Below are 15,799 nucleotides of genomic sequence, written 5' to 3' on the forward strand. Positions count from 1 at the left end.
TGCAGTTAATTATTCTTCAGCGGAATCGTCTTCCGTCTTACGTTCGGCTTCTTCCTTAGGGAGAACTGGTTCCACCCCTTCATAAGGCGTGAGGCGAACCTGCCCGTTGACGTATTCACCCAAGAAGATGTCACCAAAGTAGCTGTAACCCTGGCGCTTAATCTCTTCTTCGAGCCATTCCTCATCCTGGTCAATGGCGAGCAACACGTCGTCGTTCGTCTGACCGTCGTAAATCAACGGATACTTTGGTGATTGTTCCCCGTATTCGATAACGGTCAACTGCCCGTTTTGTTCGAGCACGGCACGCTTCACCTTGGAGATGTCGTAAACTTCCTGTTCACGCAGCTTGAACATCAAATCGGCGGCGGACTGACCAGCCCCAATGACCGCGTTGACATTGACTTTTCCACGTTCAATCAAAACTGAAGGCATCCCGTCAATAATACGCTTCGCGTAACGGTTGTGCTCCTTTGCGAACTTCAACACCATGACGAGCCAAGTCCAGATAATCATGACCATCATGAACTGGAACACGGTAATCGTCGGCGTGTAAATCGTACCTCCGATAATTCCACCAAGCACGTAGTTTTGCACTTGATCGAGGGCGTTTGTCGGCGCAAGGTTTCCCTTACCGAAGATGTTAATCTGGACGATGATCACTAAGAGACCAATCCCCAGCTTTAAGAGTATGGGCAAATAAACTTGCATTATTTCACGACCTCCACCTTGTCATTAATCAGGTAAACTTCCGTCCGGCTGTATGACTTTTGGTCCTTGGACAGCGTAATCTGGTAGTACTTCTTCCCTTCCTTTGCAATCATGCCGTCTTGCATGGTCGTCGAGTTAAAGGAGATGTCCTTCTTTTTAACCTTCTGGTCGTAGGCGTAGTTCTTTGCAAAGGCCGTCATTTCGGTCTGTTGCGTGTTTTGCGCCGCGGAGTTTTGCATGTTTGTGTAGGTCAAACCACCGAAGAACAAGAAGAACAAAAAGGCGATAATCGTCAAATCGCGGTAACGCATGTTAAAGCGGTGGCGAACCGATGCCACGAACCCGAAGGCCGCACTAACAAAGGCGATGATTAAGACGATAAATAGAAGTTTACTGTTCAAATTGTTTTGATTCGATAGGTAATCGAGTGAGTAAAATGACATTTCGATGCCTCCAATGCCTATATTCTAGCACAAGCCAGGGGCCACTTTAAGGGTAAAAATACTCAAATTGTTCAAAATTTCAAAGCCACTTTCCCTGTCAAAGTCCAACCCGACCCATCCCCAAAAACTCGCACGCAAAAAGCGCCACCCACCGGGCGACGCTTTTCGTTGTAGTTAACATCAGTTAAGAGCTGAATTCAAAGAATCCAGTCCCTACACCTTCTCAAAACGGCTTGGGCCCGTCAAGGGCCCGCCGCCTCAATCTCAAGAGAAACGCGGCACCCACACGGGCCCGCGGCACACTTCGAATCAATCATTGCTTTCCATTCAGGAGACAAAAACCGGCCCTAAATCAAGCCAACCTTACATCATTCCCTGCATGCCAGCACCACCACCCATAGCGGCAGCAGATGCCGCCATTTCAGCAGCAGACTTTGGGGCTTCGGCAACAACCGCTTCCGTCGTCAGCAACAGCGCTGACACAGAGGCCGCGTTTTGCAAGGCAGAACGCGTCACCTTGGTTGGGTCCACGATACCAGCGGAAACCATGTCGACCCAAGCGTCGTTCTTCGCGTCATAACCAGTGCCGACCGGTTGTTCCTTCAGCTTGTTCACGATGACGGAACCTTCGTAACCGGCGTTTTCGGCGATTTGACGAACGGGCGCTTCCAAAGCGGCCACAACCGTCTTCACACCAGTCAACACATCACCAGTTGCTTCAACGGAAGCTGCGGCTTCCATCACGTTGACCAAGGCCGTTCCACCACCGGCTACGAAGCCTTCTTCCACGGCCGCGCGGGTCGCGTTCAGGGCGTCTTCGATGCGGTACTTACGTTCCTTCAGTTCGGTTTCCGTTGCGGCACCGACGTTCACGACGGCAACTCCGCCGGCCATCTTGGCCAGGCGTTCCTGCAACTTCTCCTTATCAAAGGAAGAAGAGGTCGTGGCAATCTGGTCCTTCAATGTTTCGACACGGGCAGCGACGGCTTCCTTGTCACCCGCCCCTTCAACGATGGTCGTTGAATCACGGTTGATGTTGACCTTGTTGGCGGAACCGAGTTGTTCGACCGTGACGTCCTTCAGGTTCAAGCCGAGGTCGTCGGTGATCACCTGAGCGCCGGTCAACACGGCGATGTCTTCCAACATGGCCTTGCGACGGTCACCGAAGCCAGGCGCCTTCACGGCCACTACGTTGAAGGTTCCGCGCATCTTGTTCAAGACAAGGGTTGGCAAGGCTTCGCCCGTAATGTCATCGGCGATGATCACCATGGAACGCCCCTGTTCAACCACGGCCTGCAAGACGGGCAGGATGTCTTGGATGTTGCCGATCTTCTTGTCCGTCACCAGGATGTAGGGGTTGTCCAAGTTGGCTTCCATCTTTTCGTTGTCGGTCACCATGTACTGGGACATGTAACCGCGGTCGAAGGACATTCCTTCGACAACGTCCAAGGTCGTGTCGATCCCCTTGGATTCTTCGATCGTAATCACCCCGTCGTTGCCGACTTTTTCCATTGCTTCGGCAATCAAGGCCCCAACTTCGTCGTTGGCAGCGGAGATGGCCGCGATTTGCGCGATTTCTTCCTTCGTTGACACCTGGTGTGACAGCTCGTGGAGCTTTTCAACCGCAGCCGCCGTCGCCTTCTCGATTCCCGTGCGGATGCCGACTGGGTTGGCCCCGGCCGTCACGTTCTTCAGGCCCTCGCCCACAATGGCCTGCGTCAAAACAGTAGCCGTCGTGGTTCCGTCACCGGCGATGTCGTTGGTCTTTGAGGCCACTTCGGCGACCAGCTTGGCCCCCATGTTTTCGAAGTGGTCTTCGAGTTCGATGCTCTTGGCGATCGTCACCCCGTCGTTTGTGATTGTGGGTGAGCCGTAGCTTTCTTCCAAAACGACGTTGCGCCCCTTGGGTCCGATGGTCGTCTTAACCGTGTTGGCGAGCTTGTCCACCCCAATCTTCATCTTGGCGCGGGCGTCTTCTGCAAACTTCAATTCTTTAGCCATGAAAAACTCCTTTTAGTCCAAAATCCCGATGACGTCGGTTTCGTGAAGGGCGGTGAAGCTCTGCCCGTCGATTTCGATTTCCGTTCCGGCGAAGTGGTCGAAGACGATTTGGTCGCCTTCTTTCACGGTCATCGCTAACTTCGTTCCGTCTGGCAAAGTCCGGCCCGGGCCGGCCGCCACAACTTTACCTTGGGCCGTCTTCTTTTCGGAAGGAGCGGCAAGCACGATGCCGCCGACCGTCTGTTCACCTTGGTCGGGGACGGAAACGATTAAGCGATCTTCTAAGGGTTTCAACATGGATATACCTCCGTAAAATGCTTGGCAGAACACAGTCGGCACTGCCAATAATTGTCTTTAGTATAGCAGAGCAAAAACCGTTGTCAAAGGCTAGAAGACAGTAAAAAAAGCCCCGCCAAATCAATTTTGGCGGAGCAATTTAAACCGAATTTCAAACGGAGGATTTAAGCTTCATTTGAATATCAGCTGTTACTTTAAATTAAGGCCCTTATCCATTGGATACTTGGACAAACGTGGGTCGGCTGGAATCATCTTGAACAACTTGGCGTTGTGCTTGGTCCAGTTCGTGTCCATGTCACGTGCACCGTAGTAGTCGGCCATCGTCTTGTCGTATTCGTTGACGGCTGCTTCGACCTTCTTTTCGTCGTAGCGACCTTCCATAACGGAACCTGACAAAGGCAACTTTGGCTTTACACCTGGTTCTTGGTCAGGGTAACCGACGGAGAATCCCATGATTGGCTTGACGTACTTAGGCAAGTCCAATTCCTTTTCGTACAATTCGAAGGCGCCCATGACACCGGCCATGGTAACCGTACCGAGGCCGAGTGATTCGGCTGCCACTTGGGCACGGCCCAAGGTGATGGAAGCCGAAACGATTCCACCTTCCAAGAATTGGTAGTGTTGGATGCGGTCTTCGATGACAGCCTTGGCTTCGTCGTCTTGGCCGATCAAGTCGCGGTTCCAATCCACGCAGGCCACGTAGAAACGTGGGGCAGAAGCGATGTAGCCCATGTGGACCGTGTCGGTAATCTTCTGCTTCAAGTCCTGATCCGTGATTTCAATGAAGGTCACGGGTTGGTAGTTTTGCATGTTGGGACCTGCAAAGGCGGCTTCGAAGATGGCATTCATCGTTTCGTCTGAAACGGGCTTATCCTGGAAAGCACGGATGGATGCGTGATTGTTTAATTGCTTTAAAACTTCGTTTGATTCGACCATATATGACAACCTCCTTAAATCGTTGTATACTATTATATCATTGGCTCTAGTGCCATACTACTGCAAAAATTATTTAATTTCTAGGAGCAATCATGAATTTCTTCCACATACACATCGGATTAAGAACGGCTAAGACGGGGTTTGCTGTCATGCTGATCATGATTGCGTACCAGTTTGTTGACCGGCCAGCCTTCGTGCCAGCATTGGCAGCCGTCTTTGCGCTGCGCGACACCTGGGATAATACGATGACGTTCGGAAAAGTCCGACTCGTCTCGAACGCCATCGGTGGTGGACTGGCAATTGTCTACTACCTGGTGCGCGAATACACGCACAACGCGAGCTGGTTGGAAATCTTCGTGATTCCAATCCTGGTGATTCTCGGAATCATCATCCACGATAAGATTAACTACAACGTGGGAATTGTTGGTGGAATGGCCGCCTTCTTGATGATTGCGTTGACTATTCCGTTGGACGCGACGATCACGTACGTGATCTTGCGAGTGCTGGACGTCTTTATCGGGGTGGTTGTGGCGCTAATCATCAACTGCTTCTTTATGCCGAAGGAAATCGAAAAGATTGAAGAAGGCATGATAAAGGTCGAAAAGAAAACCGTCGAGGTGGTCCACCATATCGAGGGTAAGGATAAAGAGAAGCATAACCACGATTAATCACCTGTCAAAGTCAAAAGCGACTCATACAAAAAGCACACCTGACGGTGTGCTTTTTTGTTTGGCTATAGTCCTAAAACGAGATTTCGGTAGTCGACGGATTGTCCGACGTGTCCAAGGACGGAGCGGGCCAAGAAGTCGGAGTGAAAGAGGATGCGGAGGTCTTCTTCAATCTGTTCGGTTAACTCGGGATAAGCGGTCTCAAATTTGACCTTTGTGAAAACGGACGGAAGGCCTAAAAGACAAACTAACGGCGTGACCAGTCCTTCAAGGAAATAGGAACTCACGTCCCCGACTGCGTCGGGAAAAACAATAACGAAGCCTTGCTCGAGGTCAGCAAGGCAAAGCTGAGGTTCAATCTGTTCGTGAAAGACAAGGTTGCCGGTGTAAGAGCCACCGCATCCCCAAATCCCTGCGTTGGGCAGGTTCAAATGAATAGTCTTTGGTTCGGTCATGGTTGGTACCATCCTTTCTTGAAGCATTTGTTGCCACAAGTATAGCCCTTCGAAAGCCCGATTCTGATACCAATGAGGAATAAGATAATTGGCTCTGAATTACATATAATTCTCCATCTACACAAAGGAAAAAAGCACACCGAGGCGGTGTGCTTTTCTTGATTGAAATATGATTATCCGAGGTCTACTTCAATATCTTTTTCGAGTAACGAAGCCATTTTCTCCAAGCGGTTCTTCATTCGCTCGCGGGAATAACATACATAAATGAAGTAGGGAGTTTCTGGGATTTTTTCAGTTAAACGGGCCCCATTTCTAGAAATGCGTTCTTCTTCGCCAATAAAGGCCGTTGCCGTTGGCTCTTCATCCGTCATCAACGGCGCCAGTAGTTCTACATTTTCATTTTGCAAAACATCCGTCATCACTTCAATAAACACCCGCCGGCCACTTTTACCGTTATAACTTTTACCATTAAATCGAATGCCGTTATGTCCGGAATTTAGATTTGTTTCAGGCTCTTCATCGGTTTCAAAAAGATCGATGTTTGCTACATCAGTCAGTACGCGATTGACTTGTTTAAGGGAAGTATTAGCCGTCAACTTTTCCATTTTATTGATATAGCTGGTATTACCTGCTGTATCATTATCAAGCTTCAAATCACTGTCTGAAAACGTACTAATTAATGAAGCTTCTAAATAATCTAATTGAGCTTTTGAAAGGTACCCGTCCTCACGACCAAAGAATACAACTTTCGTCCACCATTTTTTCTTCAAGTCATGCTGGTGCAGACGACTAAAAATAGAACGAGAAGCTTGCCCTACGTATCGTTGCTGATTCCCAAAAAGAATATAAACGCCCGGCTTTTTTGACTCTTCTAGTAGGTTCAACTTAGATAAATCTTCTCGATTTGCTTCGACAATGAATGACGGTTCTGCATAGAAAACAGAAATATGGTCATTACTATTGTCTTCATTTATAAAAATATGTTTTGGCATACCCTCACCCTTTTACTAATCACTTCTATTTTAAATTAAACCTCTATCTTGGGAATAAGTCCAATTACCGTTCATTTAAGATTCACCTACCAAACTTAATATGGGTAAAACCAAGGAAAAAAGCACTCCTTGCGGAGTACTTTTCTTTATTCAAACCATTATAGAAAGAGGACACTATGTCTAACCAGAACAAAAACGAACTATTTCATCGCTACTATAAACGCTGGATTCTCATGTACAAAGAAGGAGCCATTCGCCCCGTTACGATGTCAAAATATCGGATGACACTTAAGTGGCTAATTAAGCTCTCACCCAATTTAAAGGTGGGCGAACTTAATCGAATCACCTACCAGCAGTTACTCAATGACTATGCAGAAGAACACGAGCGTCAAACAACAATGGACTTCCATCATCAATTGAAAGGAGCAATCCTTGACGCAGTTGATGATAATTTAATTGATCGAAATCCAACCCGAAAAGCCATTATCAAGGGTAAGACACCTCGGGAAAAAAAGCCCAAATATTTGAATCAGTTCGAGCTTCACAAACTTCTCACTCAACTCGATTTGGCGGCGGAAGTTAATTGGGACTGGTTTATTTTGCTCATAGCTAAAACAGGAATTCGATTCTCTGAAGCACTAGCCTTAACACCAGGAGACTTCGATTTTTCACACCAAATGCTAACGATCAATAAAACCTGGGACTACAAAGGTAAAGGAGGATTCTTACCGACTAAGAACCCCTCTTCGGTTCGTAAAATGCAAATTGACTGGCAAACCGTTATGCAATTCTCGGAATTGATTAAAGAGCTTCCGGAAGGGAAACCAATATTTGTTCATGGAAAAGATAACATCTACAATTCAACAATAAACAACTTACTGGCAAAGCATTGTAGAAAAAACGAATTACCAATCATATCAATCCACGGATTACGTCATACCCACGCATCCCTTTTGCTATTTGCCGGAGTGTCGATTGCCAGTGTTGCCAGACGTCTTGGCCACGCTTCAATGACAACAACTCAAAAAACATATCTCCACATTATCCAAGAACTAGAGAACCAGGATGTGGACCTCGTCATGCGTTCACTTTCTAGTTTAAGTTAACTAGCGGAAAAGTATTACGCTGATGAAGAGTGATAACTTGCTCCACATTACTGATTAGCGTTCCAAGCTTCATCTGCTCATCTATCTCTGGTACTTTGAAAGACAAAGAAGTAAGCATATCCATAACGATGTATGGAATATTTCCAGTACGGGCTTCTTCCTGTATCTTTCGTGGAAGTGCCTTAGAGATTGAAACATAAAGGAAGGTTCTATCTATCTTCATATTCTGCAAAACGTACGTACGCTGGTATGCGTTGAACTTTCCATCAGCAAAGTGCATATAGCCAACAGTCGCTCCGTTTCCGGCAATTGTTATCGCCGGACCTTCAAAAGCCCACTGATCTATTTTATAAGTCTTCACACCCGAGGTATAAAAATCATACTCTCCGTTTTCATCCATGGCGTTAGCGTCAAGTTTACCGGTAGTAATATCAGCATTACCACCCAACTTACGCTGTTCCCAATCGTCGGTATAGCCGGCGAAACGAATATCAGGAATCATCTTTTTGGATTTTCCATTATTCATCATTTGAGCACCTGCTTTAGAATATCAAGCGTCTTTTGACTATCTTCATCAGTTGCGACTAAATCATCCATCTGTTCGTTGATTTGCTTTGTTAATTCTGCGATTTCTGAATCGATTGATTGCATATCTGAAAGCAAAGCTTCAGCATCAACTGGTTCTTCTTCTTCAAAAGTATCAACATAACGAGGAATATTTAAGTTGAAGTCGTTTTCTTCAATTTCGTCTAATTGAGCAACATGCGCATACTTCTCAACATCTTCACGCTTTTGGTAGGTATTGATAATCTTATCAACATCAGAGTCACGAAGTACGTTTTGCTTCTTACCCTTTTCAAAATCGTTCGAAGCATCAATAAACAAGATGTCCTTGTTTTTTCGATTCTTCTTGAAGACAAGTACAACTGTCGGGATTCCAGTAGAGAAGAAGATTCCTGATGGCAATCCAATGACCGCATCAAGATAGTTCTTTTCAATAATTGCCTGACGAATCATTCCTTCAGCAGCCCCACGGAAGAGAACCCCGTGTGGCAAAACGATAGCCATCGTTCCTTCACGGTCCAAGTGGTACAAACCATGAAGAACAAAGGCATAATCAGCCTTCGTTTTTGGCGCAAGCTTTCCGAAGTCCTTGAAGCGCGGATCCTTCATCTTGTTGTCATTGTTATCCCACTTGGCAGAGTATGGAGGGTTTGCGACAACGGCATCAAAGGTAACCGGAGCCATCACACCGTTTTCTTCACGTGAGGGCCAATCATCTTCCAAAGTATCTGCATTACGCAAATCCATGTTTTGGTAATCGATACCGTGCATCATCAAGTTCATACGAGCCAAGTTATAAGTGGTCGTGTTTAGCTCTTGTCCTTCAAAAGCAACACGGCCCTTTTCTTGTCCGTTTGGTAATTGATCTTGAACCGTTAACAAAAGGGAACCTGAACCCATAGCCGGATCGTATACCGTGAACTGACCTTCTTGCTTGGCATCAAGTGAAACCAACTTTGCCAAAATCTTTGAGACTTGGTGAGGCGTATAGAATTCTCCAGCCTTTTTACCTGAATTACCGGCAAATTCGGCAATCAAATATTCGTAGACATCCCCCAAAATATCGTGACCTTGGTCATCTTGGTACTCAAAAGTATCAACGGATTCAACAACCGCTCCAAGTGACTTAGCACGTGCTGCCGTTGAATTTCCAAGACGAGAGTTTCCCAAGTTAACGTCCGCAAAGATTTCACTAAAGTCTTCTTTTGCTGATTGGTTCAACTGTGCATTCTTGTTGAACTCGTCAAACATATCTTGGTAATCGGAAGGCTTAATATCCCCGGAATTGACTTTGCCAACAATTGTCTTCCAAGTGAATTCTGGTTCGATGGCATAACCAAGGTTACGAGCAATATCTTCAATATATTCAGCTCGGTCCTCCCCCTTCGCTTCACGAAGGTAAGCATCGTTTACACTTTCCCCATCCTTCAAATCAAGAATGTTTTCGTTCACCAAGTATTCTTCTTGGTGTTCTGAAAGGTAACGATAAAACATGAATCCCAAAATGTAGTTACGGAATTCAGAGGCATCAAGGTTTCCTCGCAAGTCGTTAGCCATTGACCAGAGTTGGCTGGTAATGGATTTTGCGGTTACTTGTTCAGACATGGCGTCTCCTTTAATTAATATTCTTCAACAAAGGCATCAGCGAACTTTGTAAAAGCGTCACTGAATGCGTTACGATACTGTATTTTCCTTAGTGTTCGAACTTCAGGGTCATGGGCCATTTCCTTGTAGTTAGCTTGACCGTTTTGTCGCAGCTCATCGAGCTCACCCATTCGGTTCAAATCATCTTGCCCTTTTTGGTGTTGCTCTAACACTTTAGCGACTGATTTGGTTGTTACATCAAGTCCCCATTCCTCAATGAAGTGGCGAATTTTCGCACGCTTTGAAGTATTTTCGGAGTCGGTAATCAGCCCATCAATATCCTTAGCGTCAACAGGGTAGGAACCTGCCTTCGTATCACCCGACTGAATTCCCGCCGCTGTTCGTTCAACTTGCTTGGCATACTTTTGGTCTTCCAATTGCTTCGTTTGCTTTTGGATATCGTCGTAAGCTTGTTGCGCCTTATCAAAGTCTTGATTGTGCACGTGGTTAGCCAAGTCAGCCAACAAATCTCGAAGGTAATCATAGTTCACTCGAACATCAGAAATGTGGGTCATCTTAAGATTGAGTTCGATTTCTTCCCCTGATCCTCCTCTTTTTTTAATGAGATCCATTAATTGGTGAGCCAAAGAACTGGTTAAGCGTCTTTCCTCTTCATCAGTTAGTCCCATCACTTGCAGTAGTTCTTCAGGCTTTTCATAGTCGTAACTAGGATACTGTTTAGCCAAATTAACTAAGCGGTTATACTGGCATAAATCACGATACATCTCATCTTGGTCTTTTTCTGACCTCGGAATGTCATTGAAATCCGTAGAAAACTTTCGAAGTCGATTGACCACTTCCGCCAAATCAGCTGTTACTTCTTCATACGTGTGTGCCAAAATGTCTAACCATTCAGGTCCCATAACCTTGCGATTATCAATGTCAGCTGAATCTTTGTTTGAATATAGTTCCAAAGCGCGATTCATGATTTGCTTTGATAATTCAGGCCATCGGTAGTTAATGATGTTTCCGTATGGCTTCGTGTTGTTGTCTTCAATTCGGTTTGTACGTGAGTACGCTTGAATTAAGTTTGCACCAGAAAGGGTACGATCAACATACAACGTGTTCAGCATAGGCGCGTCGAACCCGGTCAAGAAACGGTTAACAACAATAACCAAGTCGAGGACTTTTCCATCCCCAGATGAGCGGTTCAAGTGCGCGGCCACATCGGCTGTATACTCATCTTCGTTATCCTGCCCGAATCGGCCACCAAACATTTCTGAGTAGTCCTTCACAGCCTCGTCCCAGTCATCATTATTTTCATTCATATTGTCGTCATTCGACTGATTTAATGAAAAAGTAATGGCGATATTCAGCTTACGTTTAAGCTTAGGATTATCCTCCGTATTTTGTCGCTTAAATTCGCGATAATATTTCATCGCTAGTGGCACGGAAGGCTTTTTTCCAGAAGCATGCGTAGTGAAGAGCGCGTTGTACTTATAATCAGCAGATCGATTCTGCCAGTGTTCTAAGATTTCTGAAACGACTTCTTCAACATGTTTATCGTTATCATCGTAGATGTTTGGTTCAACGGCTTCATCCAAATCAGCAGCCGTCATGTTGGCAATCTTCTTTTGAATCTTTTCATAGTCCCAATCAGGATATCGGTCTTCATAATACTTTGGTAAGTAATCTTCTTTGATTGTTTGTTCAGGTAATGTGGTTCGGAATTCAACGTTAAATCCAAGAACGTTCTCATCCGAAATCGCTTCACGAATTGTGTAAGAGTGAAGCAATTCTCCGAAGATGTCCTTCGTGCTTGGATTCTTTTCGAACATCGGTGTTCCGGTATATCCAATCCAAGCCGCATTTTTGAAAAAGCTACGAGCTTTCTCAAATCCCTCACCACCGGTTGAACGATGTGCTTCGTCCACCACAAAAAGAATGTTCTTATCGAACTTTTCCTTTTCGTCAGCATAACGTTCCGCCAACCGATTCATCTTTTGATTAGACGTGACAATGATGCCCTTTACATTTTTATTAGTTAACTTCTTGTACAAGTCATGAACACTGGCCGTATCCGAAACGATTGACGTGCGACTTTCTGATGTCGAATCGGGATCATAGGCTGTGTATTGGGCTGTTGTCTGATCCGTTAGAGCAACGCGGTCGACCATAAAAATCACTTTTTCAACGTTTGGCATTCGAGAAGCTAACCAAGCCGCCTTGAAAGAAGAAATCGTCTTTCCAGATCCAGTGGTATGCCAAACATAACCTAATCGTGGGTCGTCGATACCAAAGTGATGTCCTGAAACAGATTCGAGCACGCGCTTTGTGGCATAAACTTGATAAGAACGCATCACCTTAAGCATTTCCCGGCCCTTCGTTCCATCTAAGACCATATAGTTGGTAGCCATTTGATGCGCCATTGGAATCGATAGGAAAGAGTTCGCAAACTCTTTCCAATCATTCACTCGAGAGTTGTCTTTTTCACGCTGCCAACGGAAGGCAAAGTCTGTATTGAACTTATCTGCAGTCGTGGCTGCCATGTACTGAATGTCAGTTGGTGTCATGGCAATCAAAATTTGAAGCATCGAGAAAATATCAGAGTACTGCCCTTCTTTCGTGTATCGCAGCATCTGATTAAGGGCACGATCAGAACGAACTGAGTTCGTTTTCTCTTCAATTTGAATAATGGGTAATCCATTAATCAATAGCGTGGTATCAAATCGACAGTCGTTTTTTCCTGCCTGTTTCTTAGGTCGTTGAATTTGGTTCACGACCTGATAAACCGTGTTTCCAGCACCAATTTTTGATGAATCAAAAACATCCAAGAAAACGTGTTGGCCGTCATCCAAATCAACTTCGATTTGTGAGATACCGTTTGAACCATACAAAAACTGTCCAGCTTCGTACGGTGTCCTAAGATTGGTGATGACCGTTTGAACTTGCTTGAATTCTTGTTCGGAAAGTGGCTTCTTCAACTTTTGGTTGTTTTGTTCCAAGATTTCTTTGAAGTTCGCCCAAAGCTGTTCTGTAGTCCGAATATCAGGACGATACTCCCACTGCTTTGTTCCACCTAATTGCTGTAAGTACGCAATCAGTTCATCTTCAAACTCAAGTTCTCTCTCTTCTCTCGCAAGCATGAATTTCGGGCTCCTTGGAAAATATTTAGCGCTCGTTCACGTATAACTTATATATGTAGTTACTTGTGACAAATATAGTTTTTATTATACCCTTTTGAACCGATAGAACCAATGCTGACGACGGCGTCGACAACAACGGTAAATATATGAAATAACTGCTATAATACTGGATAGTTTACGACAGAGCGGAGAGATGATTATGACAACAGAACGATTACAACAATACTATGAATTACTGGAAATGAGCTATGATGATGCAGTAAAGACATTGTTGACTGATCACGGGGCAGTTCCTGGTGATTACTTTATTGAAAAGAGCTACAACAAGTGGGTTGCAGGTGAAAACAAACTACCTGGAAAGAATAAAAACCTCTCCCGCACTGATGAAGGTTTGGAAATTCATCAAAATGCCGAAGATGAATACGAAGACATGGGAAATCCTGTAGCTATTGAAAAGCAAGACATCCCCTTCTCCCTTCAGAAAGCAGATACGCTCTGCTACGTTGATAAGTGGGAACACACGATTTTGCACGCTTTGATTGCTATCAAAACGAAGGGTCAACACGGATTACCAGGTTTCAACACTTACCTCATGCCAATCGTTAAAGAATGGTACATCGACGAAAAAGCACCTTCTGATTCCGCACCACAATGGTACAAGAACAGCTACAACGCTGCTAAGTTGGATAAGAAGGAAGCAACTGAATTGTTAACTAAGATTGTTAACATGCTGGATGAAGCGTTGAAGGACGTTCGATTTTAAGATTTCAATCCTGCCCGGGGGTTACCTTACTTTGGTTCGGGATTAAGGTCGCGGGTCAGGGGTGTGCGGTTGGATGCACATGGCGGATGGCTGTTGGGCACTGGGAGATTTTAGGATGGCGTTTTAAAAAAAGCAGCGGGGCCGCAAGGCTTTCGCTGCTTTTGTTTTTGTATCATTCTAAGAGACAGTGCTATACTTATCAATGACAGAAAAACCAGCCAATTGTGCTGACCACGTTCAACATGAATGACCGATTTTAATCAGCTACCAAAGAGATTGAAGGAGGATGACATGTTTACAAAAAAAAGCAAGATTGCGATGGCCGCCGCCTGCGCGGTCATTGTCATCGGAGGAGGCAGCGCACTCGCCTATGTGAGCGGTCGTTCCAATGATGGGAAGGCCGAAAAGACCGTCAAGTCGGATAAGAATGCCAAGACAAGCGCCAAGAAGTCCGCTGGGATGGATTTGAACGCAATCAAGTCCGGTGACTTCAGCTCCGTTGCCGGCACCTGGAAGAACCAAGGCGGTGACACCTATGTCTTCGACGACCACGGCTTGAAAGCCGCCATCTTCGACGGCAAGAAAATCACCGACGCCGAAGTACTGTTGAAGGCGGAAGGTTCCGTTCAAGCCGCCACCATAAAAGACGGCATGCTCCAAGCCAGCCTCGGCAACAAGGAACACTCGGCCAACACCGTTTCGACCGTTGCCCCCTTCTACTTCATCCCCAAAGGCGTGAACCTTCCTGGCACATCCAACCCAAGTTCCGACCGTCTCTACTGTGGACAAGCACTTGGCGACGACAACGTTTTCACCAAGACCATTGAGTCCAAGGAAACCCAGCAGATGGAGAACCTTTCCTTGAAGGAAAAGGAAGCCCTCGCCCTGCTCGGCTTGCCCGAACACTTCCAATCCGACTACGGTGAAACCACGCCCGACATGATCTTGAAGGGACAGGCCAAGCCCGTCCGCAAGGTAAACGGCCAACTTCAACCCTACGACACCAAGTTCCGCGGCGTGCGCCTCGTTCCCGAACGTGAGAAGTACGTCCTCGAGCTTCAGAACATCCCCGACGACGTCTACAACCAAACCTCCCAGCGCGGTGTCATCTACCTCGACGGCGATACTATCGTCTACAAGACCGAAGCCGTGATTGCGCAAGGTAAGGCCAAGGACGAAACCGTCCAAGACCAAACCACGGGCAAGAAGAGCATGTACGATCTGTACAAGCAGTACAAGAATACGAAGAAGCTGCACGAGATGGAGAAGCTGATCGTGGAGGAATAGTGCATAATCTCTTCATGGATATTCCTTTTTTAAATATTGATTGAATCGTTACGATTTATTTTGCTATAATTTAGTTAACAAAAAACAGTTACGCTTTCGTAATGCTTGTTTTGTTCCGTCAAAAAAGACCGCTCATGACATTTCTCATGTTTGCGGTCTTTTTTATTCACTTAAATATCTTCACTTAAATCTCCTTCGACCAATAAACTATAGGCCATAAAGAATTTTCTTACAAATGTCTCTCTGATAAAAACATCAGGTTGTTCTGTCAAAATCATTTCTACTAGAACTTTTAAATCATTTTCCACATCATAATTGTGTATATGAATAATGATGTACTTTATTCTTTCTAACAAATCCGTAATTTGAGAACCCGCTCTAAATAGACTAACTGCGCTTTCGTGTCGCCTTGTTTCAATTCGCTTTTTGGCACGACCAGATAATTGAATCTTTTGCTGAACAGTATTTAACGAATTAAACAGTCTGATACGTGTTCTCAGTCGCTCTCTATCTCTAATGTTTAATTCAGCTTCAGCTATTTCATTTTCAAATTTCTTTATTGGTATTGGCGTGATAGATGGTTGTTGAAGAATATACTTAATCGAAATTTCAATTGGCATCTTATTACCAACACCAAAATATGATTTAAGGTAATCTTCGTAGGAAGGCATTTTGTAAAGAATGTGCTCGTCACCTAAGGCTACCACTAAATTTTTACTTTTAATTGCCTCGGGAAGTCTTTTCAGTTCGACAAATGACGTTAAAACACTATGGCTCCTATGATTAAATTATGGACAAAAATGTTCGATATAATTTAATCATAGGAGCTTTTTATGCAAAAAATATCAC

General features: G+C 45.2%; 15 protein-coding genes. 4 read left to right on the plus strand and 11 right to left on the minus strand.

Annotation, left to right across the window (positions count from 1 at the left end; translation table 11 throughout):
• Positions 1–9: 9 nt before the first annotated feature.
• From NFX39_RS05910 to NFX39_RS05930, 5 genes are all read right to left on the minus strand, one after another.
• Entirely contained in the window at positions 10–708 is a 699-nt protein-coding gene (locus NFX39_RS05910; RefSeq protein WP_252443942.1) for a DUF421 domain-containing protein, read from the minus strand.
• Positions 708–1,151, minus strand: coding sequence for a DUF3290 family protein (locus NFX39_RS05915; protein ID WP_252443944.1), 444 nt, complete (start codon positions 1,149–1,151; stop codon positions 708–710). Before NFX39_RS05915 ends, NFX39_RS05910 begins: the two co-directional genes overlap by 1 nt.
• A 363-nt stretch (positions 1,152–1,514) precedes the next feature.
• Entirely contained in the window at positions 1,515–3,152 is a 1,638-nt protein-coding gene (gene groL / locus NFX39_RS05920; RefSeq protein ID WP_252443946.1) for a chaperonin GroEL, read from the minus strand.
• Between the two features lie 12 nt (positions 3,153–3,164).
• Positions 3,165–3,449: a co-chaperone GroES gene (locus NFX39_RS05925; protein ID WP_252443948.1), complete on the minus strand. Its 285-nt coding sequence runs from the start codon at positions 3,447–3,449 to the stop codon at positions 3,165–3,167.
• A 189-nt stretch (positions 3,450–3,638) separates the two neighbouring features.
• On the minus strand, positions 3,639–4,385 hold the full coding sequence (locus tag NFX39_RS05930) for a nitroreductase family protein (RefSeq protein ID WP_252443950.1): 747 nt from the start codon (positions 4,383–4,385) through the stop codon (positions 3,639–3,641).
• 92 nt (positions 4,386–4,477) lie between these two features.
• On the opposite strand from NFX39_RS05930, the gene NFX39_RS05935 reads away from it, so the two are divergent.
• Complete coding sequence (locus tag NFX39_RS05935; protein ID WP_338030503.1) at positions 4,478–5,053, plus strand: FUSC family protein; 576 nt, start codon at positions 4,478–4,480, stop codon at positions 5,051–5,053.
• Between the two features lie 65 nt (positions 5,054–5,118).
• Here the strand turns inward: NFX39_RS05935 and NFX39_RS05940 are convergent, their stop codons facing one another.
• The gene (locus tag NFX39_RS05940; RefSeq protein WP_252443953.1) at positions 5,119–5,508 is read right to left on the minus strand and encodes a hypothetical protein; all 390 of its coding nucleotides are present in this window, start codon (positions 5,506–5,508) and stop codon (positions 5,119–5,121) included.
• A 173-nt stretch (positions 5,509–5,681) separates the two neighbouring features.
• Positions 5,682–6,500, minus strand: a complete 819-nt coding sequence (locus NFX39_RS05945) for a GIY-YIG nuclease family protein (RefSeq protein WP_252443956.1) — start codon at positions 6,498–6,500, stop codon at positions 5,682–5,684.
• 176 nt (positions 6,501–6,676) lie between these two features.
• Here NFX39_RS05945 and NFX39_RS05950 point away from each other — a divergent pair, with 176 nt between their 5' ends.
• Positions 6,677–7,606, plus strand: coding sequence for a site-specific integrase (locus NFX39_RS05950; RefSeq protein WP_252443958.1), 930 nt, complete (start codon positions 6,677–6,679; stop codon positions 7,604–7,606).
• Here the strand turns inward: NFX39_RS05950 and NFX39_RS05955 are convergent.
• From NFX39_RS05955 to NFX39_RS05965, 3 genes are read right to left on the minus strand one after another with little or no spacing between them, the layout of a single operon-like run.
• Positions 7,593–8,135 (minus strand): restriction endonuclease subunit S, encoded by a 543-nt coding sequence (locus tag NFX39_RS05955; RefSeq protein WP_252443961.1) that lies wholly within the window; start codon positions 8,133–8,135, stop codon positions 7,593–7,595. The genes NFX39_RS05950 and NFX39_RS05955 overlap by 14 nt on opposite strands.
• Complete coding sequence (locus tag NFX39_RS05960; RefSeq protein WP_252443963.1) at positions 8,132–9,775, minus strand: type I restriction-modification system subunit M; 1,644 nt, start codon at positions 9,773–9,775, stop codon at positions 8,132–8,134. Before NFX39_RS05960 ends, NFX39_RS05955 begins: the two co-directional genes overlap by 4 nt.
• A 14-nt stretch (positions 9,776–9,789) precedes the next feature.
• Positions 9,790–12,900 carry a type I restriction endonuclease subunit R gene (locus tag NFX39_RS05965; protein WP_252443966.1) on the minus strand — a complete coding sequence of 1,037 codons (3,111 nt, stop codon included), beginning with the start codon at positions 12,898–12,900 and terminating at the stop codon, positions 9,790–9,792.
• A 199-nt stretch (positions 12,901–13,099) separates the two neighbouring features.
• Between NFX39_RS05965 and NFX39_RS05970 the strand changes: the two genes are divergently transcribed.
• Positions 13,100–13,663, plus strand: coding sequence for an SAV1803-related protein (locus NFX39_RS05970; RefSeq protein ID WP_252443968.1), 564 nt, complete (start codon positions 13,100–13,102; stop codon positions 13,661–13,663).
• A 291-nt stretch (positions 13,664–13,954) separates the two neighbouring features.
• The gene (locus tag NFX39_RS05975) at positions 13,955–14,950 is read left to right on the plus strand and encodes a DUF6287 domain-containing protein (protein ID WP_252443970.1); all 996 of its coding nucleotides are present in this window, start codon (positions 13,955–13,957) and stop codon (positions 14,948–14,950) included.
• A gap of 170 nt (positions 14,951–15,120) precedes the next feature.
• Here NFX39_RS05975 and NFX39_RS05980 read toward each other — a convergent pair whose 3' ends face one another.
• Positions 15,121–15,570, minus strand: a complete 450-nt coding sequence (locus tag NFX39_RS05980) for a hypothetical protein (protein WP_252443972.1) — start codon at positions 15,568–15,570, stop codon at positions 15,121–15,123.
• Between the last annotated feature and the right edge of the window lie 229 nt (positions 15,571–15,799).

The organism is Fructobacillus apis (assembly GCF_023893635.1).
Taxonomy (GTDB): Bacteria; Bacillota; Bacilli; order Lactobacillales; family Lactobacillaceae; genus Fructobacillus; species Fructobacillus apis.

Coding starts and splice junctions, on each gene's coding strand:
- NFX39_RS05925 (WP_252443948.1), bottom strand. CDS start 3,449: ATGTTGAAACCCTTAGAAGATCGCTTAATCGTTTCCGTCCCCGACCAA.
- groL (WP_252443946.1), bottom strand. CDS start 3,152: ATGGCTAAAGAATTGAAGTTTGCAGAAGACGCCCGCGCCAAGATGAAG.
- NFX39_RS05915 (WP_252443944.1), bottom strand. CDS start 1,151: ATGTCATTTTACTCACTCGATTACCTATCGAATCAAAACAATTTGAAC.
- NFX39_RS05950 (WP_252443958.1), top strand. CDS start 6,677: ATGTCTAACCAGAACAAAAACGAACTATTTCATCGCTACTATAAACGC.
- NFX39_RS05910 (WP_252443942.1), bottom strand. CDS start 708: ATGCAAGTTTATTTGCCCATACTCTTAAAGCTGGGGATTGGTCTCTTA.
- NFX39_RS05945 (WP_252443956.1), bottom strand. CDS start 6,500: ATGCCAAAACATATTTTTATAAATGAAGACAATAGTAATGACCATATT.
- NFX39_RS05935 (WP_338030503.1), top strand. CDS start 4,478: ATGAATTTCTTCCACATACACATCGGATTAAGAACGGCTAAGACGGGG.
- NFX39_RS05960 (WP_252443963.1), bottom strand. CDS start 9,775: ATGTCTGAACAAGTAACCGCAAAATCCATTACCAGCCAACTCTGGTCA.
- NFX39_RS05965 (WP_252443966.1), bottom strand. CDS start 12,900: ATGCTTGCGAGAGAAGAGAGAGAACTTGAGTTTGAAGATGAACTGATT.
- NFX39_RS05970 (WP_252443968.1), top strand. CDS start 13,100: ATGACAACAGAACGATTACAACAATACTATGAATTACTGGAAATGAGC.
- NFX39_RS05930 (WP_252443950.1), bottom strand. CDS start 4,385: ATGGTCGAATCAAACGAAGTTTTAAAGCAATTAAACAATCACGCATCC.
- NFX39_RS05940 (WP_252443953.1), bottom strand. CDS start 5,508: ATGACCGAACCAAAGACTATTCATTTGAACCTGCCCAACGCAGGGATT.
- NFX39_RS05955 (WP_252443961.1), bottom strand. CDS start 8,135: ATGATGAATAATGGAAAATCCAAAAAGATGATTCCTGATATTCGTTTC.
- NFX39_RS05980 (WP_252443972.1), bottom strand. CDS start 15,570: ATGCCAATTGAAATTTCGATTAAGTATATTCTTCAACAACCATCTATC.
- NFX39_RS05975 (WP_252443970.1), top strand. CDS start 13,955: ATGTTTACAAAAAAAAGCAAGATTGCGATGGCCGCCGCCTGCGCGGTC.